We start from the raw sequence: 21,305 nt of genomic DNA on the forward strand, positions 1-21,305 counted from the left end.
CGGCCTCAAAACCGGCCAAATTGGTTGTCGCCCGCGGACAAGGTGGTTGACGCTCTACAGTAAGCCCTCGTTGCGCGTGTGCAGAAGGGTCAGACACTCATAATCCGTATGCGCGCCCATGTTTACGGACCTGTGGTCTCGCAGATCGCTGTTGCGGACATAGTGGAGCAGGCGAAGTTGTGAGATTGGCTTGCTCATCTGGCTGGTGATCGATCCGGTCCTCAGACCAAGATATGCCTCCAGGCACTCACACAGCAACCGCCCAAGAGCCGAAATTTGCCTGTAATATTCGGAAACGGTGCCCCTGAACTCCGACATATCGGGCCAGACATTCGGACCGAGCAGCCGGTTGCCGACGAGGTAGTGCCGATCCGTAATAGGAAGGTCGAGGCCGAGATCAAACGCCTCGTAATTCCGACTTACTTCGTCGGGATAGTCTCCTTTTTCCGTGAATGGAACATAGCCCCTGTGGTTGGAACTGTTGCCGATATAGTAGCTCCGTTTGAACGCATCGGGCATTCTGAAAAAGCGCTCGGCGCACGCGTAGGTCGCTTCGATGAGCTTCAGATCAATGCCGTGGTCACAAATGCGCAGAAAACCGAACTCTCTGGCGGCGACGCCAATCTCGTTGCAGAGCCGCTGGTATTGATCCAGATCCTCGCTGTGCAATACCGACAAGCTGATTAATGGCGGTTGGTCCATGATTCTCTCCAGTCTTTCGTAAACCCGACAGACCCATGGAAAGCATGAAGAAGACTAACGAGAGGTTACTTCAGTTCGGACATCAGCTGGAAAGTAAAGGTGGAACGTGGTGCCCTCGCCCAGAGCCGATGTGGCGGTCACTGCGCCTCCCGACTGTTGCATGAAACCGTAAACGGTCGAAAGACCGAGGCCGGAACCGGTTGGCTTGCTGGTGTAGAACGGATCGAAGATCTGCTGAATTTTATGTTCCGCGATCCCGATCCCGGTGTCATGAACGCTCAGCCGAACATAGTCGCCCGGGCTGAGCTGAGTGGAAAATCTGCCAGACTGCTGGAAGGCGTAAGTGAAATTGTCGATCTCGAAGGCGAGATGACCGCCATCCGGCATCGCATCCCGTGCGTTCAGTATAAGGTTCAGCAGGGCACCCTCGGCGGCGTTTCTGTCTACTTGGGTCCGCGAAAGAGTGTCTGCGGCTTGTACAGTGACATTCACGGTGTCGGGCAAGATCTGCTTGCTCCATTGCAACGTGGATTGAACCAGATCTTGCAGGTCAACGGGCCCGGGCTCCAGGCGGGACCGTTGGGAGAACGCCAACATGCTACGTATCAGCCCGGCCCCCTTGGTTGCTGCCGTTCGCGCATCCAAAAGGCATGTTTCTGCAGTTGTATCACTGGCGGTGCCAATCTCGTCCAATAGATCGAGATTACCCGATATGACAGTCAGAATATTGTTGAAGTCGTGGGCAAATCCGCCGGAGAGCCTGCCGATGGATTCCAGCCGCCTCGCTTCGAAAAGTTCGGCCTCCAGTGCCTGGCGGTTAGAAGTCTCCCGAGATAGCCGCGCATGCGCTTCGACGAGGTTTCGGTAGCGCCTCTCTGAGAGCTCGGCCTCTTCCAGAAGTGCGAGCTTTGCACTGGTCATCGCCGCGACCGTGGTCAGGATTTCGAGCTCGGCCGACCCGAATGCGCCCACGTCGGGATGTTCGCTGTCGATCACACCGAGTACACGGTTACCCAGTATCATCGGGACACAGATTTCCGAGCGCGCCGGCTTGGTATCCAAGATGTAGCTTTGATGTTCAAGCAGGTCTTCGACAATGATCGCTTCTCGGTTTTGTGCGACGCAACCTGTGATGCCCTGACCAAATGGGATTCGCAGAGGGTTGACGATGCTGCGACCGAAAGGGTTTTTTTCGCCCATCGCTGCGGACTGTGTCAGGACCTTTTCATCAAGATCGCACGTGTAGATCACGCAGTCGACGAAGTTGAGCTTTCCGACGACGTTTTGAGCGACATACCAGAACAGGTCGTTCGCATTCGGTATGGTCATAACATCAACGGCGAAGGCATTGAGCGTGCGTAGGGCAACTGACCGGAAGCTCTGGTCGTGAAAGCGCTCTTCTGACCGCAATAAAGGTTGGTTCACACGCCTCGCTCCTGCAATGACTGATATCCGCAAAATTACATCGTGCTGGTGCGGTCATGGCAACCGCTCGGCTTAAAACTTACTTCACGATGATGAACTGAATCTTAACCGTGACAACTCCCCATTTTTGGCGAGGTCACGGCTGATCAACATGGCCCATCCGCTGAGAGTGTACTCCGCGGGGATCATCTACCGGCCCGAACTGCTCAGGAGGCGTTGTCACGTTAACCGGCGTTCGGTTGCTCGCGTCGGTGTTTGGACATAGCTATCGTCATGCATACACCTCTGTCGCGTCCGGTCTCGATCATTGGTCTCACAAGGGACTGAATAATCGCGCTGAGAACTGCCATTTGCCTTTCCGAAAACACGAGCGATCGATGCAGGGGGTCCGGACGCCCGGCGGGTTGCAACGCTTCGTTTCCATCCTCTCAGCCACCCGCAATCGCTTTGCCCTACCATCCCGCCGTCGCGCGGCCCTGACCATCGGTACCATCGGATGGAAGCATTCGATGCTTGGAAAGCGGCAGCAAGCATCGCGTGATCTTTATCGTAATCGCGTCCGACCAGACCATGTTCAGTTTATGTGACAACTCCGCTTAAGGCCTCCTGCCGCATCCGCGCCGAGAGAAGCGTGGCGGCCCAGGTGGACACCGCGACGCCCTGCCCCCTGGCCTCCGTCTCGAGTTTGGCGCGCACATCTTCGGCCAGACGGACCGTCACCTTGCCTTCCCGTCGCGCCTTTGAGGCAAGCCGCGGGGGCGCTGACGGGGTGTCTGCATCCTCTGTCACAGTCTCGAGCAGCAACCGCAGAAGCCCCGAGGTGGTCAGCCCCGCTCCCTCTGCCACGGCTTCGAGACTGGCGCGAAGATCGGGGGGGGGCGCGGGTTTTGACGGTCTCTGTCTTTTGCGGCATGTCATCAATTTGTGTCACAATGCTGGCGCTTAGCCTATCCTGCATTCGTCTCCTCCCCAAACCAAAATGTGGTCCCGGATCACATTCGCCGCCTCGCGGCCTGCGCGCGAGCAGCGCACGTCCAGAGGCGGGGGTGCCCTCGGGCATCTCCGCCTCTGGACTCCAAAACCAGCCTGGGCCCGAGTTTCCACGTGAGATGCGAGACGCGCACAGGCGGCGGTCGGTCAGAGCATCCCGTAGAGGGCCGTGAAGGGGGCATCAGGCCCGCAGGCACAGGGCCGAGGACACGGCCCCTGTCGGAGACGACGCGCAGCGGCGCTTGTCTTTTGACTTTCCGGGGCAGGTCTGTTGGGCGGACCAACTCATGAAACATGCCAGGGTGGGGGTGAGCGCGGGCCAGAGCCCGCGTCGATCCCCTACCCTGACTTTGGAGGAATGCGAGCCGCGCGCCCGCGCGGCTCTCTCCAGATTCCTCTCAGTGCTCAAAATGCAGGCATGGCCGGGAGGGCCAGCCAGCCCTGGCGCTTCAGCGCACTGTCCACCGTTCGATCCACAGAAACTGTGGATAACCCGAGCGTCTGGATTTTACCTTGGAATACAGGACAGCGCCTGCAAAAGGCCGAGCCCCGCGAGGGAAGACCGTCACCCGAATGGGCCGAGACTTTGGGTCTGCCCGACTTGCGGCCGCGGCGAAGGCTGGCTTGTAAAGACAGTCATCGCCGCCTCAGGGCCGCAGGGAGGTCAGGCGCAAAGGCTCGCGTCTTCGGCCGGTATGCCGGGCGAAGACTAGGGCCCGGTCCTTTCGGGTCACGGATCTGGGCGGCAGCCCACGGCCGCGACCCGAAGGGATTTGCACGAAGACTTGCTCAATGGGTGTATCTCACCTCGACAGCACCTAACCTGTTGGTGCCTTTACTTGGAAGGGTCACACCCGTGGTCTGTCAGGGTCTCCGCTCTCGATCCATTGGGCCGCACCGAACACGGCATTCGGCGTAACTCCCGAGCCGACCAGCTGCAATTCTAGACAACACAGAGCTGTGGCGCACCAGACGGCCCGTGACGCTTGCCCAGGCCCATATCCATATCCATAGGCAATGTGCTGCGACAGGTTTCGAGGCCAAGGGAGATACAGCATGCAAAGGTTCACCGGTGGTTGCCTCTGCGGCAAGGTCCGCATTGAAGCCTTTGGCAGCCCCTTGCGTGTTGGCATGTGTCATTGTTTCGACTGTCGCAAACATCATGGCGCCGTGTTTCACGCCTCTGCAGTTTTTCCGGAAAATGCCGTGAAGATGGAGGGCGAAATCCGCGATTACGTTGGCCGGGCCTTCTGCCCAACCTGCGGGTCGTCGGTCTTCTCACGATCTCTGGACGAAATCGAAGTGCATCTTGGTGCGTTGGATATACCGGATCAACTTGTGCCAACCTACGAACTGTGGACCATCCGGCGCGAATCCTGGCTGCCGCCGCTACCACTCGCAGAGCAATATGCGCGTGATCGCGAGACCCCCGGGCGAACCAAAGAATAGCCTGCCCCCGTCGACTTCTCGTGGACAAAGGTCCGCGGTGTTTGGGTTCACGAGAGTGACGCCGCGGCGCTGTTCGGGCGGTTCCGGGGTGGCTGCCCGAAGGATAGGCGTCGCCATAGCATCTTCGGCATCCTGCGCACATGCGGCCGTCTGTCATCGGCGCGTCCGCAAGCCCTGACGCGGATTGGCGTCTTTTTGCTTAGCGCGCCTCATCTTGGTTCAGCCTTGGGGCAAAATATCCTATCAGATCAGTGTCTAACAACAGATCGGTGTGCCATGTTGATCTCCACCCGACGCTCAGCTGCGTGGAAAAGGCAACTTGCAGCTTAGGCTCGAGACCGACAGATCACCGCTCTGTTTCACGTCAACCGCCTGTCCAGAGCGGCCAGCCAGCCAGAGACCGAAGGAGAATGGAGCGCCGCCGATATCTTGGCGGACCCAGCACCTGAATGATCAGGAAGGAGCAGATCATGACTCACTCTAGTGACACCCTCGCCTCTCATAAACGTGCCCTCTTGCTTGGCAACAGGGTGCGCCGCTTCATCAAAGACGGCGGGCGCCTGCGCTATGAAGCCCAACAAAATCCAATAACCGGAAAGCGGGTCTGGGTGGTCCTTGGCGTTCACCCGGACGAGTTCGAACAACCCGTGTTCACCTCGACCTCTGGCGTGCCGAAACATTTCCGCTCAGCTGACGCGTTGATCCGCTATCATCGCCAGATGTGCCCGGATGAAGACGAGCTCACGGTTCCGATTGCACACCCGCATTAGCGAAAAAAAGGAACGGGCTCCTGCGGGTTCGTTCCACCACATCAGACGCTCGCGGTCGTTCATCTCGCTGGCCTACATCGCCCTCCCTGCTCCACATCGGACAACTTACACAACACGAACCCACTGGCACGTCACAACAAGGCAATGAAGTGGCATGCTGATGCCGTCGGGATATTTCCGAACGAGGAGGACATTATGCGTCTCGTTGATGCCGTCTTGTTCGAGCAGAATGACGACTGGCAGGCTCTGCGCCGGAGGAGCTGTGCCCTGATCACTGACTGAAATCCCCGTGTTATTGAAATGGCAATTATATCCATTCATGGCAATCCGTGGATCTAGACCTTGATTTGGCTGCGGATGGTGCTGAAAATCAGCTCGTGAGCGCGCCAGAGTGTTTCTGATAGTGCAGTTGTGCTTAGTTTTAAAACATTTATCTATGAACTATGCTCAAAAAGCACTCATCAAACGTACAATGCATTAATTTAACGAAATAGATATTTGTATTTTCAAGCAGATGAGGAAGCGTCAGGCAGAACGACAAAAATCGACCATACATCAACAGGGAACAGACATGACCAAGTTCAGCAGACGCTCATTCCTGCGATCCACCGGCATGGCGGGCGCGGCAGCGCTGGCTGCGCCTCTCGTCGCGCGCGCAGCCGGTGACACGATCAAGATTGGCGGTCTTCACGACCTGTCCGGTGCTCTCGACTCGGTCGGTGTTCCGATGAACCAGGTGTTCAAACTTGCCATTGACGAAATCAATGAGGCCGGTGGCCTGCTTGGCAAGATGGTTGAGCCAGTGATCTACGATCCGCAGTCGAATATGTCGCTCTATTCTCAGTACGCCACGCAGATGGCGCTGAAGGACCGTGTTGACGTGGTCATGGGCGGCATTACATCAGCATCGCGCGAAACCATTCGCCCTATTTTTCACCGCTATAAGACTTTCTATTTCTACAACACGCAATACGAAGGCGGTGTGTGTGATCGCAACGAAATCACGCTTGGCACCACCCCAGCGCAGACCGTCGCCCGCCTGATCCCTTATGGCATGAAGCTTTATGGCAAGAAGGTCTATACCATCGCGGCGGATTACAACTATGGCCACATCACCGCGGCCTGGGTTAAGCGTTACGTCGAAGAGAACGGCGGAGAGGTCGTTGAAACCGAATTCTTTCCGCTGGACGTTGCACAGTTCGGGGCGACCATTTCCAAGATCCAGGGCGCCAAGCCGGATTTCGTGCTGTCAGCACTGGTTGGCACCTCGCACCTAGGGTTCTACCGTCAGTGGGCGGCGTCAGGCATGAAGTCGGAAATCCCGGTGATGTCGACCGTTCTTGGCGCAGGCGGGTCCGACCAGCTGATCCTGACCGCAGAAGAAGGCAACGGTATCACCGCGTCTTTTGGCTATTTCGAGGAAATCGACAACCCGACCAACAAAGCCTTCCTGGCAAAGGTTGCGGCGGCCTATCCCGACAAGGATTGGGTGATGTCCGAGATTTCGGAAGTGACCTACGAGGGGGTCAAGATGTGGGCCGATGCAGTCGCAGATGCGGGCACAACTGATCGCGACGCGCTGCTCGAGGTGCTGACTTCGGGCAAGACTTATGACATGCCTGCGGGCAAGGTGAAAATCGACCCCAAGACCCAGCATGCCATCCGCGACGTCTACATCGCGGAATTGCAGGATCAAATTTTCAACATCCTCGAAAGCTATCCCAACAGCCCGCCTGCGGACACGCAGATGGTCTGTGATCTGGTCGCCAACCCCGACTCGAACCAGCACTTCGAAATCAGCCTCTGATAACGCAGGGCGCAGGAGACGAGAATGGATTATACACTTGTAATCGCCCTTGAAATGGTGCGCGCCATTGCCTGGCTGGTGTTGCTGTCCTCGGGGCTGGCGATCATCTTTGGCATGATGCGCATCATCAACTTTGCCCATGGGGAATTCCTCATGCTTGGCGGGTATACGGTGGTGATTTCCACCGGCCATGGCGTGAACGAATGGGTGGCCATGCTTGTTCTTGCGCCCATCGTTGTGGGCATATTCGGCGTCATCGTCGAGCGGCTGGTGATCCAGCGGCTTTACGGGCGCATCCTTGACAGCCTGCTGGCGACATGGGGGCTTTCGATGCTGATGATCGGCGGTGTGACGATGATCTTCGGCAATTCGGTCACAGGTGTTGCGACGCCGCTGGGCGGGATGAGCATCGGCGCCTACCAGGTGCCGCGCTATAACTTCGTGCTGATCTTTGCGGCCATCGCGCTGCTGCTGATAATCTGGGCTGTGCTGAAATTTACCAAGGCGGGGCTGATCGCCCGCGCCACCATGCAGAACCCGGACATGTCAGAGGCGTTGGGTATTCCGACGCGCTGGGTTTACATGGCGACCTTCGGGATCGGATCAGCGGTCACTGGCTTTGCCGGTGCGCTTTTGGCGCCCATGACCGGCGTGGTGCCGACCATGGGGGTCAATTTCATCGCCCAGAGCTTCATCACCGTGATCACCGGAGGTGCTTCGATCATCACAGGCACCTTGGCGGCTGCGGGGCTGCTGGGGTCGATCAGCCAGGGCATGACCTTCCTCACTGGGCCGGTCTATGGCGATGCCGCTCTGCTGTTGGCCGCTCTCGTTCTGCTGCGACTTCTGCCGCAGGGCATCACCGGCCGCATCTTCAAGAAATCATTGTAAGGAACTGGGACTTATGGAAAAATCTGTTATCCGCGATCCCGGATTCTACGTCATGGTTGGGATCGGCCTCGCCGTAATGTTCATTGCTCCGGTGATGCTGGATCTCTTCACGATCATGCAGTTTACCCAATACGTCGTCCTGTCGGTCTTCGCGCTGTCGCTCGGCTATATCTGGGGCTTCGGTGGTATTCTGAGTTTTGGTCAGGCGGCGTTCTTCGGCCTTGGCGCCTATACCTTTGCCGTCGCCTCGATCAACATGGGCAGCACTACGATCCCGATGGTGCTGGCCTTCATCATCCCGACGATCTTTGGCGCTGCCCTTGGGTATTTCATGTTCTATGGCCGTCTGTCGGATGTATACCTTGGCGTCGTCACGCTGGTGGTGGCGCTGATTTTCTGGAAGCTAATCAACCACACTGCGGGACCAGAGTATTCGATCGGCAAGGCGCGCCTTGGGGGCTTTAACGGCATCCCGTCGATCCCGACGTTGCACATTCCGGGCGATACCGGCGCATGGCTCGACCCGGCCCAGATGTTTCAGGTCTTTATGGCTATACTCATCATCATCTACATCGCACTGCGGTTTCTGATCGCGTCCGACTTTGGACGCGTGTCGATCGGTATCCGCGAAAACGAAACCCGTGCCTCCTTGCTGGGCTATGACGTGCGTCTCCAAAAGGTGATCGTGTTTGCCATCGGCGGCGGCATTGCGGGGCTCGCCGGGGCGATGTGGGCCACGTATCAATCGTTCATCGACCCAAACTCGGTGTCGATGGAAATGTCGGCCAAGGCGCTGGTCTGGGTCATGGCTGGCGGTGTGGGCACACTGGCAGGGCCGATCATCGGCTGCATCCTGCTGCAATGGCTGACGCTCAAACTGGGTACTGTGGATGTGGTGAATTCCATCGCCGTGCTTGGCGCGATCATGATGGTGCTGGTGCTGGCACTGCCCAAAGGCATCGTTCCGACGGCAAAGATGCTGGCAATGAACGGCTGGACACTGTGGAATCGTCGCCCGAATCGGGACGCGGTGACACGAAAGGCGGTGAAACATGAGTGACGATTATAACATTCTGACAACGCGCGGGCTGACCATGCAGTTTGGCGGGGTGACAGCGGTGGACAACGTCGATTTCAACCTGCGCGAAGGTGAGTTACGCTGTCTTCTGGGGCCGAATGGAGCCGGGAAATCGACATTCTTCAAATGCCTTACCGGTCAGTTAACTCCAACCAAAGGGACCGTGACTTTTGCTGGGCAAGAGATCACGGGGGCGTTGACGCACAAGATCGTAAATCTTGGGGTCGGCATCAAGACCCAGGTGCCCAATGTCTTCGACGGCGTCTCCGCCTATGAAAATGTCCGTCTGTCGGCCCGGCGCAAGCACCTTGCGCCCCTTGCCCGAGAACTGACTCATGCCACGCTCGAACGCTGCGGAATCACCCATCTTGCCAAGCGTGAGGTAGGCCTGCTGTCGCACGGCCAACGCCAGCTGGTCGAACTGGCCATGGTGCTTGCGGGGGAGCCGAAACTGATCCTGCTGGACGAACCCGCGGCCGGGATGACCGGCGATGAACGCGATCGGCTGGCGCAGTTGGTGCTGGAATCGGCGCGATCTGCCGCGGTGGTGGTGGTCGAACACGACATGGCCTTTATTCGCCAGATCGCCAAGTTCGTCACAGTGTTCAATCGCGGCGCCATCTTCCGCGAGGCGATGATCGAGGACATCATGCAGGACCGCGAGGTCCAGGAGATCTATCTGGGGAAACAGGCAAATGCTGCTTGAGGTAAAGGGCCTGTCGGCGGCCTATGGGCTGGTGCCTGCATTGCACCGCGTCGATTGCCACGCCAAAGCGGGCGAGGTGGTCGGTATCCTTGGCCACAACGGCATGGGCAAGACCACGCTGATGCGCTCCATCATGGGCTATGTAAAGGTCACTGGGGGCGAAATCAAATTCGACGGCGCCTCTATTCTTGGCACAGCCGTGAACGCACGTGCCAAGATGGGTATTGGCCTTGTTCCGCAAGGGCGGCAGATTTTTCCCAACCTCACGGTCGAGGAAAACCTGCATGTCGCCATTCCTGGTACCAAGGCCGAGGTCGTGCGTACGTCCGACGAAATGCTCGAATTGTTTCCGCGTCTCAAGCGTCTGCTGGACCGGCGCGGTGGGGCGCTTTCGGGGGGCGAACAGCAGCTTCTCGCGCTGGCCCGCTGTCTTGCCCGGCACCCACGCCTGATGTTGCTGGACGAGCCGACCGAAGGGATACAGCCGTCGATCATCGACGAGATTTCGGAAACGCTCGCGGCACTGACCCAGAAGATCGACATCACCATCGTGCTGGTGGAACAGAATCTCGATTTCATCACCGGCCTGTCGGATCGGGTCTACGCCATTTCGAACGGTGTTCTGGAACGTGAGATCCCCAAAAGCGAACTGACCGATTCCAGTGCCGTGAGCGCGTTTATGGGCTTCACCGCCTGACCATGTCAGCGCCCCGGCAGGGACGCGACCATTTCCATCAATACAAGGACTGACCGGATGTCTGTGAAACTTCCGAACGAAGAACAATTGGCCCATGTGGCAAACCGCCTTGGCTTTCACCTGTCGCCCGAGGATGTGAAATCCTTCCAGGGGCTGATGCAGGGCTATGTCGATGCGTATAACGTGGTTGATCTGATGATCGACCCTCTGCCCGAGGTCACTTATCCCCGCACCCCCGGCGTGCGCCCGCCGGTCGAAGACAACGAACTGAATGCTTGGTACGTCAAATCCACCGTAACCGGCGCAGCCGAAGGCAAGCTTAAGGGCAAGACCGTCGTTCTCAAGGACAACGTCATGCTCGCGGGCGTGCCGATGATGAACGGCTCTTCCACGCTCGAAGGCTACGTTCCAAACGTCGATGCCACCATCGTGACGCGGCTGCTGGATGCTGGCGCCACCATCGTCGGCAAGGCGCATTGCGAATGCTTCTGCATGTCCTGCGGGTCGCACACTTCGGCACTGGGACCTGTCTGCAACCCGCATGACCCTACGAAATCGGCAGGCGGATCGTCTTCGGGCTCGGCCGCGCTGGTCGCGAAGGGCGAGGTAGACATGGCCATCGGCGGCGATCAGGGTGGCTCGATCCGGATGCCATCAGCGTTCTGCGGCACCGTTGGCATGAAACCGACGCATGGCCTTGTGCCCTATACCGGCATCGTGCCGATCGAGATCACCATCGACCATACCGGCCCGATCACGGCGACCGTTGCCGACAGCGCGCTGATGCTCGAAGTGCTTGCTGGCTCGGATGGCTATGACAGCCGCCAGATCGACATTTCCGTATCTCAGTATACGGATGCGCTGGACAAACCTGTCAAGGGTATGAAGGTCGCCATCCTCAAGGAAGGCTTTGACCATCCCAATTCGCAATCCGCCTCCGACGACAAGGTGCGCGAAGCGGCAAAGAAGCTTGAGGCGCTCGGCGTAACGGTGGAAGAGGTATCGATCCCCCTGCACCTGATGGGTCCGGCAATCTGGACGCCCATCGGCCTTCAAGGTCTGACACAGACGATGATGCTGGGTGACGGCTACGGAACCTCGCGTCCCGATCTATATGTGACCAGCTTCATGGATTTTCATCGCGGCTGGCGCGAACGTGCTGATGAGCTGTCCGAGACGCTTAAATGCGGCATGCTCTTCGCGCAATACGCCGACGATCAGCACGGCAAGCGGTACTACGGCAAGGCTCATAACATCGTGAGAACACTTCGCGCCGCCTATGATGCGGTGCTGGCGGATTACGACGCGATCCTGATGCCGACTGTGCCGATGGTTGCGACGCCGATCCCTGCCCCCGATGCCAGCCGCGAAGAAATCATCCAGCGTGGTTTTGAAATTCTCGCGAATACAGCACCTTTCGACATCACCCACCACCCGGCAATATCGGTGCCCTGCGGCAAGGTCGATGGCCTGCCGGTCGGTATGATGCTTGTGGGAAAGATGTGGGACGAAAGCACGCTTTATACACTTGCCGACGCGTTCGAGAAATCGGGCGACTGGACGAACTGGTAAGCGAACAGAGTACCCCCCGGTGAGACTGCCCGCCCCTGCAGGATGGGGGCGGGCCCTTTTCCCGAAGGATTGTAAAAATGAACGATCATTCGCCCTCGGCTCCGCTGATGCTGCAAACGGTTCTGGGGCTGGCATCAGAGCCCGAATGGCACGACTTGCTGCACGTGCTGGATCATAAGGGCGCACTGGAATATATTTCTATCCCTGAGGCGGGCGCAGCCCGAAAGCGTCTGCGCCTTGCCACCGACCGGGGCCGGGATTGCGCCATCGCGCTACCGCGTGAACAGGCTCTGCGCGACGGCGCGGTCCTCTTCCATGACGGGCAGCTGGCGATTGTGGTGCGGATCGACGGCGCGGCGCGGATGCGCCTGCGACCGGCAACAGTGAGCGACGCCATGCGGCTGGGACACTGGTGCGGCAACCTGCACTGGAAGGTCGTGTTCGGCGATGGCGTCATGGACATCATCTTGGACGGCCCATCCGAGCGCTACCTTGACCGGCTGCGCGACCTGCATGGCCTTGCGGATTTTGAAATCATGGGCCCAGAATGAACCAGAGCACGCCCTCTGTCATCCGCGCCATGCAGCTTGCAGACAGCGGCTTTCCCAGCGGCGTCTTCGCCTTTTCTTGGGGGCTGGAAGGCGCGCTGGCAGACAATCAGGTGAGCCGACAATCGCTTGGCGATTGGATCGCCACAGAGCTGCGCAGCCGCTGGTATCGCTTTGACAGGGTCGCGCTTGCGGGCGGCTACCAGCGAAGGGACACTGCCCTGGGCTACTGGTTCGAAACCATCGACACGCTGATGCCGCTGGAACAGCTCAGACGCCATTCCCTGCAGGCGGGCGACGCCTTGTTTGCGTCGGCCCGCGCGCTGCGCATCGGACTGGACGACGGTGCCTTGCTAGCCCACCAGAACGGCATCGGTCATTTCGCGCCCGCGCATGGGGCGTTTATGCGCGGATGCGGACTGGATCTGAGCGGGGCGCTTGCCGCATCGGCTTATGGCATGGCACGCGGGGCTTTTTCCACTGCCGTCAGGCTGGGCGTGTCGGGTGCGATCACCACACAGCGCGACCTTCTGGCACTTGCCCCGCTGATTGCGGAACTGGCCTCGGACCTGCCCAAAGACGGTGATCTGCCGTCGGGATTCATGCCGCTGTCTGACGTGGCGCTGATGCGCCCGGTGTCGGGGCGGCTCTTTATCAACTGACAGAGGCAGACATGCACCTGACCCCCACAGAACTTGAACGTCTGACCATCTATACGGCTGCCGACCTCGCCCGGCGCTATCTGTCGAAAGGCATCCGCCTTGCCCATCCCGAAGCGGTGGCATTGCTGGCGGACGAGTTGCTAACCTTTGCCCGGCTTGGCCACACCCACAGCGCGATCATCAGCCATGCCTCGACAATCCTGACCGCCGCGCAGGTTGAACCTGGCGTTGCGCATATGCTGAAAACCTTCTCGGTCGAGGTGTCGATGGCCGAGGGCACCAAGCTGATCACCGTCTTTGACCCCATCGCCCCCGCCCCCGACGATCCGATCCCCGGCGAGGTCATCCCGGCAAGTGGCGAGATCGAGATCAACGCAGGCCGCGCTGCGCGCAGCCTGATGGTGCTGAACACCGGTGACCGTACGATCCAGGTCCGCTCTCATGCGCATTTCTTTGAGGTTAACCCGGCGCTGTCATTTGACCGAGAAGCGGCCTTTGGCATGCGTCTCGACCGCCCCTCGGGTGGGGGCGAACGCTTTGATCCCGGGATCGAGAAAGAGGTCGTGCTTGTCCCCTACGGCGGCAAAAGAATTGTGCACGGCTTTGCCGGGCTGACCGAAGGGCCAATCGAAGGCGGGCTTGCCGCCGCCCTCAAGACGGCCAAAGCGCGGGGGTACATGGAATGAAATTGACACGCGAAGCCTATGCAAGGCTCTACGGCCCCACCGCGGGTGACATGGTGCGCCTTGGCGACACCTCTCTTCTGGCCGAAGTCGAATACGACCATACCCACCCCGGCGACGAACTGACCGCAGGGGCGGGCAAGGTCATGCGTGATGGCGAAGGGTTCTGCACCACTGGCACGGCGGCGAATGGCGCTCTGGACATGGTGATCATGAATGCCGTCATAATCGACGCCTGCCTTGGCATCGTGAAGGGCGACATCGGCATCCGCGACGGGCGCATCGTCGGGGTCGGCAAGGCCGGGAATCCCGACATCATGAACGGTGTGACCGACGGTATGATCACCGGCCCAAACACCACCGTGGTGCATGGCGACAACCATTTCGTCACCGCCGGCGCGATCGAGGCGCATGCCCATTTCCTGTCGCCGCAACAATGCCATCACGCGCTGGCCGGGGGCTGCACGACAATGATCGGCATGTCCCCGGGCCCGAATTTCGATGTCAGCTGCTCGGGGCCCAACGTGCTGGGCAAGCTGATTGAGGCGGCGGATGAATACCCGCTGAACTTTGGCTTTCTCGGGCGCGGCAATTCCAATCCCGAAGCGGTTGCCGAAAGCGTCAGCGGCGGCGCACTTGGTGTCAAGATTCACGAGGATTTTGGCGCCTCTCCGGCGGTGCTGGACGGCACGCTGACCGCTGCGGACAGGGCCGATTTTTCGGTGCATCTGCACACTGACACGATCAACGAATTCGGGTTTTACGAAACCACGATGGAGGCCATCGCGGGCAGGTCCATCCATATGTACCACACCGAAGGCGCGGGGGGTGGCCATGCCCCTGATATACTCGTCGTGAATGGCTATCCAAATGTGCTGCCCTCATCGACCAACCCAACCAACCCTTACACGCTGCCTGCCCTCGAAGAGGGTGTTCCGATGACCATGCTCGCCCACATGATGAGCTTTGATCTGCTTGAGGACGTGGCCTTTGCCGAAGCCCGAATTCGTCCGCAAAGCATGGCCGCCGAGGATATGCTGCACGACATGGGCGCGATTTCGATCTTTGCGACCGACACGCAAGGCATGGGCAGACTTGCCGAGAACCTTGCGAAATGCTGGCAGCTTGCCTCGGTGATGAAGGACCGTGTGGGGCGCCTGCCCGAAGAGACCACCGCACGTGCGGACAACCAGCGCATTCTGCGCTACATCGCGAAATACACGATCAACCCGGCCATCGCGGCAGGGATCGACCACGAAGTCGGCAGCATTGCACCGGGCAAGATGGCCGATATCGTGCTTTGGCCGTTCGCCTTCTTTGGGGCCAAGCCCACAACCGTGATCAAGTCTGGCACTATCGTCTGGGCGACGATGGGAGACGGCAACGGCAGCTTTTCCGGAGCTGAACCGATGATCCACCGCCCGATGTGGGGATCTCTGGGCAGCGCCAAACACAGGCTTGGGGTGACGTTTGTCTCAAAACTCGCCATCGAGGCCGGCACACAAGCAAAGCTGGGTGTGCAAAAGGATTTCCTCCAGATCAAGAACACTCGTGGCTTGGGAAAGCAGGACATGATTCGCAATGCCGCGCTGCCGAAAATTACGGTTGATCCGCAAACATTTGAGGTTGAAGCCGACGGCGTGCCCATGATCGTGGAGCCGGCACGCGAGGTGCCGCTCGCCCGCCGGTATTTCCTGCGATGACCGCCGCGCGCGTGGGCATCGGCGGGCCGGGCGGGTCTGCGGTCGGATCTGGCAAAACCGCCCTGATCGAAGCGATGCTGCAAGAGCTGGCAGACGCGGGCATCGACACCGCCGTGATCACCAACGATCTGGTGACGGACGAGGATGCCGAACGTTTGCGCCGGGGTGGCAAACTGCCCCCCGACCGGGTGCGCGCAGTGCAGGCCGGGGCTTGTCCCCATACGGTGATCCGTGAAGACCCGACGCTGAACATGGCCGCCGCTGACCGGCTTGAAGCCGATTTTCCGGGGCTGGACCTGATCCTGATCGAATCCGGCGGCGACAACCTCGCCTCGACCTTTTCGCCCGACCTTGTGGATTTCTGGATGTTCGTGATCGATGTGGCGGGGGGCGATGACATTCCCCGCAAGAAGGGGCCGGGGATCTTGCAGGCCAACCTTTTGATCATCAACAAGGTCGATCTTGCGCCCCATGTGGGCGTCGATTTTCCAAAGATGCTGGCCGAGGCACGGATGGTGCGCAGCGGTGCGCCGGTGCTGCCTACAATCTGCCGCAAGGGGGACGGCGTGGCGGATGTGGTCGCCCACTTGCGCCGCGAGGTTCTGTTCAAGTGAAGGATCTTGCCGAGGCTCTTCCACAGATGTCGCTGACCTGCGGTCTTGCATCCGATGGCGGCACGGCGATCTTGGCGCGGCATATCGAATGGCCCTGGTCGCTTCAGCGCGGCTATAGGCGGGATGGCCTGAAAGGGCCGCTTACGGTGTTGCCGCAATGCGCAGGTGCGGCGTTGCTGCCCGGCGATCACTGGCGGCATCAAGTGACGGTGCAGGAAGGAGCAAAGCTGGATCTGGTAAGCGCAGGCGCGCTGATGGTCCACGCTGACGCACGGCGCGGGCGTGTGGCCCGTTCCGACTGGGCGTTGATTGCAGAACCGGATGCGATCTTGCGCCATCTACCGGACCCAAATGTGATGATGCCCGGAGCGAGATTGCGCCAGCGGGTCGAGCTGACGCTGGCCGCCGGCGCGCGTGCCGTGGTGTTTGATGGTCTCTGCCGCCATTCGCCAATGGCCGAGGATAGGTGTGGATTTTGGCAGTCCGACATGATCGTGTCAGACTCGGAGGGCCAGATCCTGTTACGCGATCACCAGTACGCGACCGAAGCCGATCTTCTGGCGCTTGCACAGCTGGACGGTGGCGCCACAGCATTCGGCACGGTCATGCTTCTGGGCGACCCGGGCGCTTATGCTGCGGTGTTTCCGGCAGGACCGCTCGCGCTTGAGGACTGTTATGCCGCCAGCGGCGCAGCGCGTGGTGGCGCGGGCGTGATCCTGCGTATTTCGGCCCGGACCGGAGGCGCGCTTGACCGCGCCTTCCGGCAGATTCGCGGTCGCCTTACATGAACTGTGACAGATCGGGTCGGCGCGTATGCCAGTCGGTCACCCGCTGGAACGCCGCGCCCGCCTTGAAAAGGCTGGATTCCGTCAGCGCCGGGCCCATCAGCTGAAAGCCGATCGGCGCACCGCGGCTGTCAAACCCGCCAGGCAGGGTCAGCGACGGAAATCCGGTGAAATCCGCAGGGGCAGTGAATTTCAGCATGTCGCCAAGGTTTTCGTTCTTGCCCGCCGACGGCGCACCGTAAGGGTTGTCCAGCTCAGGCATCGGCGCGCTAGTGATCGGGAACAGCACCATGTCCAGCCCATGCATCGCCTGCGCAACCGAGCCGTTGTAGACCAGCCGCCACTGCATTGCCTCGCCAACCTCTTTCGCGCTCAGACCAAGTCCGTAGTCCAGAAGTTCGCTCAGATGTGGCGCGTAGCCGTCCCGCTGTTCGGGGAAACGGCCCTGATGGGCCAGCGCGACCTCGATTGCGCAGAGCACCGTCCACTGATCCACCGCATCGGATGGCCAGGGGAAGGACACAGGAACGATCTGTGCCCCAAGGGATTCATAGACCGCGATGGCTTCGGTGATGACCGCCGCCGTTTCTGGGGAGGCCTCGTTGATCACCGCCGCGCGGTCCACGCCAATACGCATTCCATGGATCGCCCCCTTGCAGGCGGCAAGGTAGTCTGGCACCGGCGCCATCAGTGCGGTGGGGTCGTTGACGTCGGGTCCTGCGATGAGCGAAAGGATCGCGGCGCAATCCTCGGCGCTGCGCGCCATCGGTCCTACGTGATCCAGACTGTCGGCCAGCGCGAACACTCCATGGCGGCTGACACGCCCCCAGGTGCCCTTCATCCCGGTGATCCCATTGCAGCCCGAAGGAAAGCGGATCGACCCGCCCGTGTCCGATCCGGTCGCGCCGAACGCCATGCCCGCCGCGACCGACACACCTGATCCCGAAGAGGACGATCCGGCCCAGCAGGCAGGGTTCCATGGGTTTTTCGGGACCACCATCTTGTCGTTGTGACCTGAATAGGCGCCCTCGGTCATGCCTAGCTTGCCCATTATGACGCAGCCCGCCTGTTCCAGCCGGGTCGTCACGGTGGCGTTGCGCCCGGTCTGATTGTCCTTCAGCAACGCAAGCCCGGCGGATGTCGGGGCAAAATCAGTCTCGCACAGGTCCTTGAGCGCGAAGGGAATGCCATGCAGAGGTCCCCGGTTAAGCCCGGTGGCGCGCTCGCGGGTGGCGATTTCGGCCTGTTCCAGCGCCCGGTCACGCGTCAGCGTGATAAAGGCGGTGAGCTTGGATTCAACCGCATCGACACGAGCCAGCACCGCCTGCGTGACCTCAAGCGGGGTCGCCTGGCCGCCCGCGATCAGCGCGCTGGTCTCGGTCAGCGTCAGGTCCGGGATGTTGCGGGTGGATAGGTCTATTACTTTTATGGGCACGTTCATGGGGGGATACCTTCTATATTTTGCAATATTTGAAATGGATAATAAATAAAATGCAAGCATGCATCGAGCGGAAGTGCGTATCGACATCGCGTGAACAAAAAGGCAGAGCTAAGCGCACAGGAAACAGGCAAGTGAGCTTGAAAAGCGGTTGCGACCCTCTGCAAAAATTGTGGGGAAATTCAACCTGCGCTACTGATAGAACCCATGAAAATCGGTTTGATCCTCTCACACGAAGGGCTGGCTGGACTCTGGACCCTTGGCTGCCAGGGGGCATCGCTGCTTGCCGCTGCAGAGCTGAACGTCGGTGGAGGCGTGCTTGGCCAAGAGATCGAACTTGTCCAGATCGACTCGGGAGAGTCTCCAGCCAGCGCCTTCAGGGCAGCACAGCGGCTGGCGCTGGATGAGAATGTGGACGCCGTCATAGGCCTGCAATCCAGCAATCTTCGGTCTGCCGTAAGGCGTGGGTTGAACGGGCTTGCCCCTTATATCTATACGCCGCATTACGAGGGCGGATTTTGCGGGCCAGGCACGGCCCAGCTTGGCATCACCGACAGTGAGGTGCTCAATCCCAGTCTGGACTGGATGACCACTCACCGCCGCGCGAAACGTTTTTTCTTTGTCGGCAACGATTACATCTGGCCCCGCGTTGCCCATGGTACCACCAGTGAGGCGGTGCAGAGGGCAGGCGGCACTTTTGTTGGTGCAGCGCTTTTGCCTCTGGGCCAGAGAGATTATGATCAGGTTCTTGAAAAAATCCGGCAGACCCGGCCCGACGTTGTTGTAATCGCGATGTTGGGTGAGGATTCTGTCTGCTTCAACCGGGCCTTTGCGGATGACGGTCTGAGCGGCAATATCATCCGGCTGAACCTTGCCTTTGACGAAACGCAGCTGCTCGCGCTGGCCGACAGCGGCACCGAAAACCTGTTTGCTGCGCAATCTTATTTTGACACAAGCCGCGGTCTGGACCGTGATTCGCTGGTCGAAAAATACGATGCCTGCTTTTCGGGGCAGCGCCCGATGATGACCGCCAATGCGGTCCAATGCTACGACGCGATCTATCTGGTTGCAGCGATGGCGCGGCAGGTGGGACGCGTTGATGGATCGAGCATGGCGCATTTCCTGCGCCCGCGTCTTCAGCGCGATCATGCGTACAGGATGATTGGGCATGCCGATGCGGGGGTGCGGTTGGCCGAAGCCGACGGGGTCGATTTCATTGTCAGGCGGTCTTTCTTCACCTGAACTTTGCCGTTCTCAGGTGTGACATTTGCGCCGCCAAGATTCTGAGTGGCAATAGTCGCCGTTTTAAATGTTATGGATTACTGCACCCGTGGGTGCTAAAGATCTAATTATTAGTATTCAGGTTATTTGCGGAGGCACAATGGCAGACCCGAAGTTCACCGAGCAGCTGGGCTATTTGATCTCGCGAGCCAATCGCCTGATCGAAGAAGATCTGTCAAAGCGCCTCGGCGCGAATGGCATCACCCTAGAACAATACCGCGTGCTCAAATCTCTTGAAGAAGAAAGCCCGCTGCCGATGGGCCGTCTGGCCGAGCGCGTGCTGGTGGAACCGGCGACACTGACCAAGATCATCGACCGAATGGTGCGCGAAACGCTGGTCTTCCGCGTTCCCGATGATAAGGACCGTCGCAAGGTGCGCGTGGCGCTCTCATCGAACGGCGTTGCGATGTGCCGACAGCTTGAAGGCGTCGGTGATGACCATGAAAAGCATGTCGCCGAAGCGTTCAGCGCGGACGAGCTTGGCGATGTGTGCCGTATCCTGTCCGATATTGGGATCTGATCCAAACGGACCGTTCGCGTGTTGTTACGCTAGGTTGCACCGGTTGGGAAGGTTCTGTCGCAAATTTTTTGATTTTGGGCTTGGTTACCAAGCTTTGATACAAGCCGCCCTTTGAATTGGCGGGTAGGTATCAGATGGAGACAATTGATTTCAAAGGCAGCCACTACCTCAAATCCGTCGTCGTGTAAGCGGTATTTTTCTATATCCGTTACGAGGGGCATCCACGCCATCAACAAAGCCATCCTGAGCGGCAATGTAATTTATAGCGCTGTTCGCCCTGCTATGACGCTGAGCTCAGGGCTATTGTCTTTGAGGCCTATCCCTGTTGTCTCGATATCCCTTGCACGCGATATAAGCCACGCAAGCCGCGCCGCAGCAACAGCATAAGATAAGCCGCCGTTTGCGTGGATATTCGACACGCAGTTTCGTGAACTGTCACGGGTGCCAATGTTTGGTTTCCAGGAAAGATAGGCTCCAAGGCTGTCTGACACCGTCAACCCCGGACGCTCGCCAATCAGAACCAGCACCAATTCAGCCCCCGTCATGGCTCCTATCTCATCGCCGATTGCGACGCGAGCTTGCTCTGCAAGAAAGATCGGCGCGCTTTTCGCGATTTGGCAGACCGCCCTCAGGCCGTGAACCAATGGAGCGGCATGAGCCGAAAGCGCAGGCGGTGACAATCCATCCGCAATGACAATCGCGAGGGCCGGATGCGTGCGTTCAAGGTGGGTGCCCTGCGCGAGCCGACGGCCAAGATCGGGCCTTTTGAGATAGACCGCCCTATTCTGGGCGCGGCTTTTGACACGCTGCGTGACCATCGAGGGGTCCGTTTCTAGGCTTTGCCAATCGGGCGCTCTAAAAATGGCATCGCGTGCAGCGGCGTGATCTTCCTGAAAGGCCATAAGCCGGGACAGCGGATAGGGGCCCCCCTCTGCCTCCAGACGAACACGCGAAGGCGTCATAGTCTTGAGCGAGGTCAAGCGT

Annotated in this window: 22 protein-coding genes and 1 pseudogene; 18 read left to right on the forward strand and 5 right to left on the reverse strand. The window is 59.4% G+C overall.

The features are described 5' to 3' along the window. Nucleotides 1–54: 54 nt before the first annotated feature. Together P775_RS19690 and P775_RS19695 are read right to left on the reverse strand one after the other, a co-directional pair. Nucleotides 55–702 (reverse strand): 2-oxoglutarate and iron-dependent oxygenase domain-containing protein, encoded by a 648-nt coding sequence (locus tag P775_RS19690; protein WP_099912597.1) that lies wholly within the window; start codon nt 700–702, stop codon nt 55–57. A 54-nt stretch (nt 703–756) separates the two neighbouring features. Next, nucleotides 757–2,127 carry a sensor histidine kinase gene (locus P775_RS19695; protein ID WP_099912598.1) on the reverse strand — a complete coding sequence of 457 codons (1,371 nt, stop codon included), beginning with the start codon at nt 2,125–2,127 and terminating at the stop codon, nt 757–759. Between the two features lie 281 nt (nt 2,128–2,408). Here P775_RS19695 and P775_RS29935 point away from each other — a divergent pair. Continuing rightward, a pseudogene (locus P775_RS29935) lies at nt 2,409–2,668 on the forward strand (IS6 family transposase); the annotation flags it as partial. 38 nt (nt 2,669–2,706) lie between these two features. Here the strand turns inward: P775_RS29935 and P775_RS19705 are convergent. After that, nucleotides 2,707–2,973 carry a hypothetical protein gene (locus P775_RS19705; protein WP_143520948.1) on the reverse strand — a complete coding sequence of 89 codons (267 nt, stop codon included), beginning with the start codon at nt 2,971–2,973 and terminating at the stop codon, nt 2,707–2,709. Between the two features lie 1,200 nt (nt 2,974–4,173). Between P775_RS19705 and P775_RS19710 the strand changes: the two genes are divergently transcribed. From P775_RS19710 to P775_RS19780, 15 genes are all read left to right on the forward strand, one after another. Then, the gene (locus P775_RS19710; protein ID WP_099912600.1) at nt 4,174–4,566 is read left to right on the forward strand and encodes a GFA family protein; all 393 of its coding nucleotides are present in this window, start codon (nt 4,174–4,176) and stop codon (nt 4,564–4,566) included. 470 nt (nt 4,567–5,036) lie between these two features. Then, complete coding sequence (locus P775_RS19715) at nt 5,037–5,336, forward strand: hypothetical protein (RefSeq protein WP_143520949.1); 300 nt, start codon at nt 5,037–5,039, stop codon at nt 5,334–5,336. A gap of 144 nt (nt 5,337–5,480) precedes the next feature. Next, entirely contained in the window at nt 5,481–5,618 is a 138-nt protein-coding gene (locus P775_RS19720) for a transposase (protein WP_425439923.1), read from the forward strand. 289 nt (nt 5,619–5,907) lie between these two features. Continuing rightward, nucleotides 5,908–7,143, forward strand: a complete 1,236-nt coding sequence (locus P775_RS19725; RefSeq protein ID WP_099912603.1) for an urea ABC transporter substrate-binding protein — start codon at nt 5,908–5,910, stop codon at nt 7,141–7,143. Between the two features lie 24 nt (nt 7,144–7,167). Next, nucleotides 7,168–8,034, forward strand: a complete 867-nt coding sequence (locus P775_RS19730; protein WP_099912604.1) for a branched-chain amino acid ABC transporter permease — start codon at nt 7,168–7,170, stop codon at nt 8,032–8,034. A 13-nt stretch (nt 8,035–8,047) separates the two neighbouring features. Then, nucleotides 8,048–9,094, forward strand: coding sequence for an ABC transporter permease subunit (locus tag P775_RS19735; protein WP_099912605.1), 1,047 nt, complete (start codon nt 8,048–8,050; stop codon nt 9,092–9,094). Beyond that, the gene (locus P775_RS19740; protein WP_099912606.1) at nt 9,087–9,818 is read left to right on the forward strand and encodes an ABC transporter ATP-binding protein; all 732 of its coding nucleotides are present in this window, start codon (nt 9,087–9,089) and stop codon (nt 9,816–9,818) included. The genes P775_RS19735 and P775_RS19740 overlap by 8 nt, the downstream gene beginning before the upstream one ends. After that, nucleotides 9,808–10,515 (forward strand): ABC transporter ATP-binding protein, encoded by a 708-nt coding sequence (locus tag P775_RS19745; RefSeq protein ID WP_099912607.1) that lies wholly within the window; start codon nt 9,808–9,810, stop codon nt 10,513–10,515. The genes P775_RS19740 and P775_RS19745 overlap by 11 nt, the downstream gene beginning before the upstream one ends. Nucleotides 10,516–10,572: 57 nt before the next feature. Then, a complete protein-coding gene (locus P775_RS19750) occupies nt 10,573–12,087 on the forward strand; it encodes an amidase (protein ID WP_099912608.1) in 1,515 nt (504 codons plus the stop codon). Nucleotides 12,088–12,164: 77 nt separating this feature from the next. Continuing rightward, nucleotides 12,165–12,638 carry an urease accessory protein UreE gene (locus P775_RS19755; protein WP_099912609.1) on the forward strand — a complete coding sequence of 158 codons (474 nt, stop codon included), beginning with the start codon at nt 12,165–12,167 and terminating at the stop codon, nt 12,636–12,638. Then, nucleotides 12,635–13,297 carry an urease accessory protein UreF gene (locus P775_RS19760; protein WP_099912610.1) on the forward strand — a complete coding sequence of 221 codons (663 nt, stop codon included), beginning with the start codon at nt 12,635–12,637 and terminating at the stop codon, nt 13,295–13,297. Before P775_RS19755 ends, P775_RS19760 begins: the two co-directional genes overlap by 4 nt. A gap of 11 nt (nt 13,298–13,308) precedes the next feature. Then, nucleotides 13,309–13,983: an urease subunit beta gene (ureB, locus tag P775_RS19765; protein WP_099912611.1), complete on the forward strand. Its 675-nt coding sequence runs from the start codon at nt 13,309–13,311 to the stop codon at nt 13,981–13,983. Next, nucleotides 13,980–15,683: an urease subunit alpha gene (gene ureC, locus P775_RS19770; protein WP_099912612.1), complete on the forward strand. Its 1,704-nt coding sequence runs from the start codon at nt 13,980–13,982 to the stop codon at nt 15,681–15,683. The genes ureB and ureC overlap by 4 nt, the downstream gene beginning before the upstream one ends. Continuing rightward, on the forward strand, nt 15,680–16,297 hold the full coding sequence (ureG, locus tag P775_RS19775; protein WP_099912613.1) for an urease accessory protein UreG: 618 nt from the start codon (nt 15,680–15,682) through the stop codon (nt 16,295–16,297). The genes ureC and ureG overlap by 4 nt, the downstream gene beginning before the upstream one ends. After that, nucleotides 16,294–17,085, forward strand: coding sequence for an urease accessory protein UreD (locus P775_RS19780; RefSeq protein WP_245875777.1), 792 nt, complete (start codon nt 16,294–16,296; stop codon nt 17,083–17,085). The genes ureG and P775_RS19780 overlap by 4 nt, the downstream gene beginning before the upstream one ends. Here P775_RS19780 and P775_RS19785 read toward each other — a convergent pair. Continuing rightward, nucleotides 17,078–18,523, reverse strand: a complete 1,446-nt coding sequence (locus P775_RS19785) for an amidase (RefSeq protein ID WP_099912615.1) — start codon at nt 18,521–18,523, stop codon at nt 17,078–17,080. The two genes, P775_RS19780 and P775_RS19785, sit on opposite strands and share 8 nt — an antisense overlap. A 204-nt stretch (nt 18,524–18,727) precedes the next feature. Here P775_RS19785 and P775_RS19790 point away from each other — a divergent pair, with 204 nt between their 5' ends. Next, nucleotides 18,728–19,762 (forward strand): substrate-binding domain-containing protein, encoded by a 1,035-nt coding sequence (locus P775_RS19790; protein WP_245875778.1) that lies wholly within the window; start codon nt 18,728–18,730, stop codon nt 19,760–19,762. A 139-nt stretch (nt 19,763–19,901) separates the two neighbouring features. After that, nucleotides 19,902–20,321, forward strand: a complete 420-nt coding sequence (locus P775_RS19795; RefSeq protein ID WP_099912616.1) for a MarR family winged helix-turn-helix transcriptional regulator — start codon at nt 19,902–19,904, stop codon at nt 20,319–20,321. A 260-nt stretch (nt 20,322–20,581) separates the two neighbouring features. Here P775_RS19795 and eutC read toward each other — a convergent pair whose 3' ends face one another. Further along, a complete protein-coding gene (eutC, locus tag P775_RS19800; protein ID WP_245875779.1) occupies nt 20,582–21,301 on the reverse strand; it encodes an ethanolamine ammonia-lyase subunit EutC in 720 nt (239 codons plus the stop codon). Nucleotides 21,302–21,305 lie beyond the last annotated feature (4 nt).

The organism is Puniceibacterium antarcticum (assembly GCF_002760615.1).
GTDB classification, from domain to species: domain Bacteria; phylum Pseudomonadota; class Alphaproteobacteria; order Rhodobacterales; family Rhodobacteraceae; genus Puniceibacterium; species Puniceibacterium antarcticum.

What these genes read in the sequence shown, in the direction of transcription:
- P775_RS19745 (WP_099912607.1), top strand. Translation starts at nt 9,808, where the DNA reads ATGCTGCTTGAGGTAAAGGGCCTGTCGGCGGCCTATGGGCTGGTGCCT.
- P775_RS19740 (WP_099912606.1), top strand. Translation starts at nt 9,087, where the DNA reads ATGAGTGACGATTATAACATTCTGACAACGCGCGGGCTGACCATGCAG.
- P775_RS19720 (WP_425439923.1), top strand. Translation starts at nt 5,481, where the DNA reads ATGAAGTGGCATGCTGATGCCGTCGGGATATTTCCGAACGAGGAGGAC.
- P775_RS19760 (WP_099912610.1), top strand. Translation starts at nt 12,635, where the DNA reads ATGAACCAGAGCACGCCCTCTGTCATCCGCGCCATGCAGCTTGCAGAC.
- P775_RS19790 (WP_245875778.1), top strand. Translation starts at nt 18,728, where the DNA reads ATGAAAATCGGTTTGATCCTCTCACACGAAGGGCTGGCTGGACTCTGG.
- P775_RS19725 (WP_099912603.1), top strand. Translation starts at nt 5,908, where the DNA reads ATGACCAAGTTCAGCAGACGCTCATTCCTGCGATCCACCGGCATGGCG.
- P775_RS19795 (WP_099912616.1), top strand. Translation starts at nt 19,902, where the DNA reads ATGGCAGACCCGAAGTTCACCGAGCAGCTGGGCTATTTGATCTCGCGA.
- P775_RS19750 (WP_099912608.1), top strand. Translation starts at nt 10,573, where the DNA reads ATGTCTGTGAAACTTCCGAACGAAGAACAATTGGCCCATGTGGCAAAC.
- ureG (WP_099912613.1), top strand. Translation starts at nt 15,680, where the DNA reads ATGACCGCCGCGCGCGTGGGCATCGGCGGGCCGGGCGGGTCTGCGGTC.
- P775_RS19755 (WP_099912609.1), top strand. Translation starts at nt 12,165, where the DNA reads ATGAACGATCATTCGCCCTCGGCTCCGCTGATGCTGCAAACGGTTCTG.
- P775_RS19710 (WP_099912600.1), top strand. Translation starts at nt 4,174, where the DNA reads ATGCAAAGGTTCACCGGTGGTTGCCTCTGCGGCAAGGTCCGCATTGAA.
- P775_RS19690 (WP_099912597.1), bottom strand. Translation starts at nt 702, where the DNA reads ATGGACCAACCGCCATTAATCAGCTTGTCGGTATTGCACAGCGAGGAT.
- P775_RS19785 (WP_099912615.1), bottom strand. Translation starts at nt 18,523, where the DNA reads ATGAACGTGCCCATAAAAGTAATAGACCTATCCACCCGCAACATCCCG.
- P775_RS19715 (WP_143520949.1), top strand. Translation starts at nt 5,037, where the DNA reads ATGACTCACTCTAGTGACACCCTCGCCTCTCATAAACGTGCCCTCTTG.
- P775_RS19735 (WP_099912605.1), top strand. Translation starts at nt 8,048, where the DNA reads ATGGAAAAATCTGTTATCCGCGATCCCGGATTCTACGTCATGGTTGGG.
- ureB (WP_099912611.1), top strand. Translation starts at nt 13,309, where the DNA reads ATGCACCTGACCCCCACAGAACTTGAACGTCTGACCATCTATACGGCT.
- ureC (WP_099912612.1), top strand. Translation starts at nt 13,980, where the DNA reads ATGAAATTGACACGCGAAGCCTATGCAAGGCTCTACGGCCCCACCGCG.
- P775_RS19730 (WP_099912604.1), top strand. Translation starts at nt 7,168, where the DNA reads ATGGATTATACACTTGTAATCGCCCTTGAAATGGTGCGCGCCATTGCC.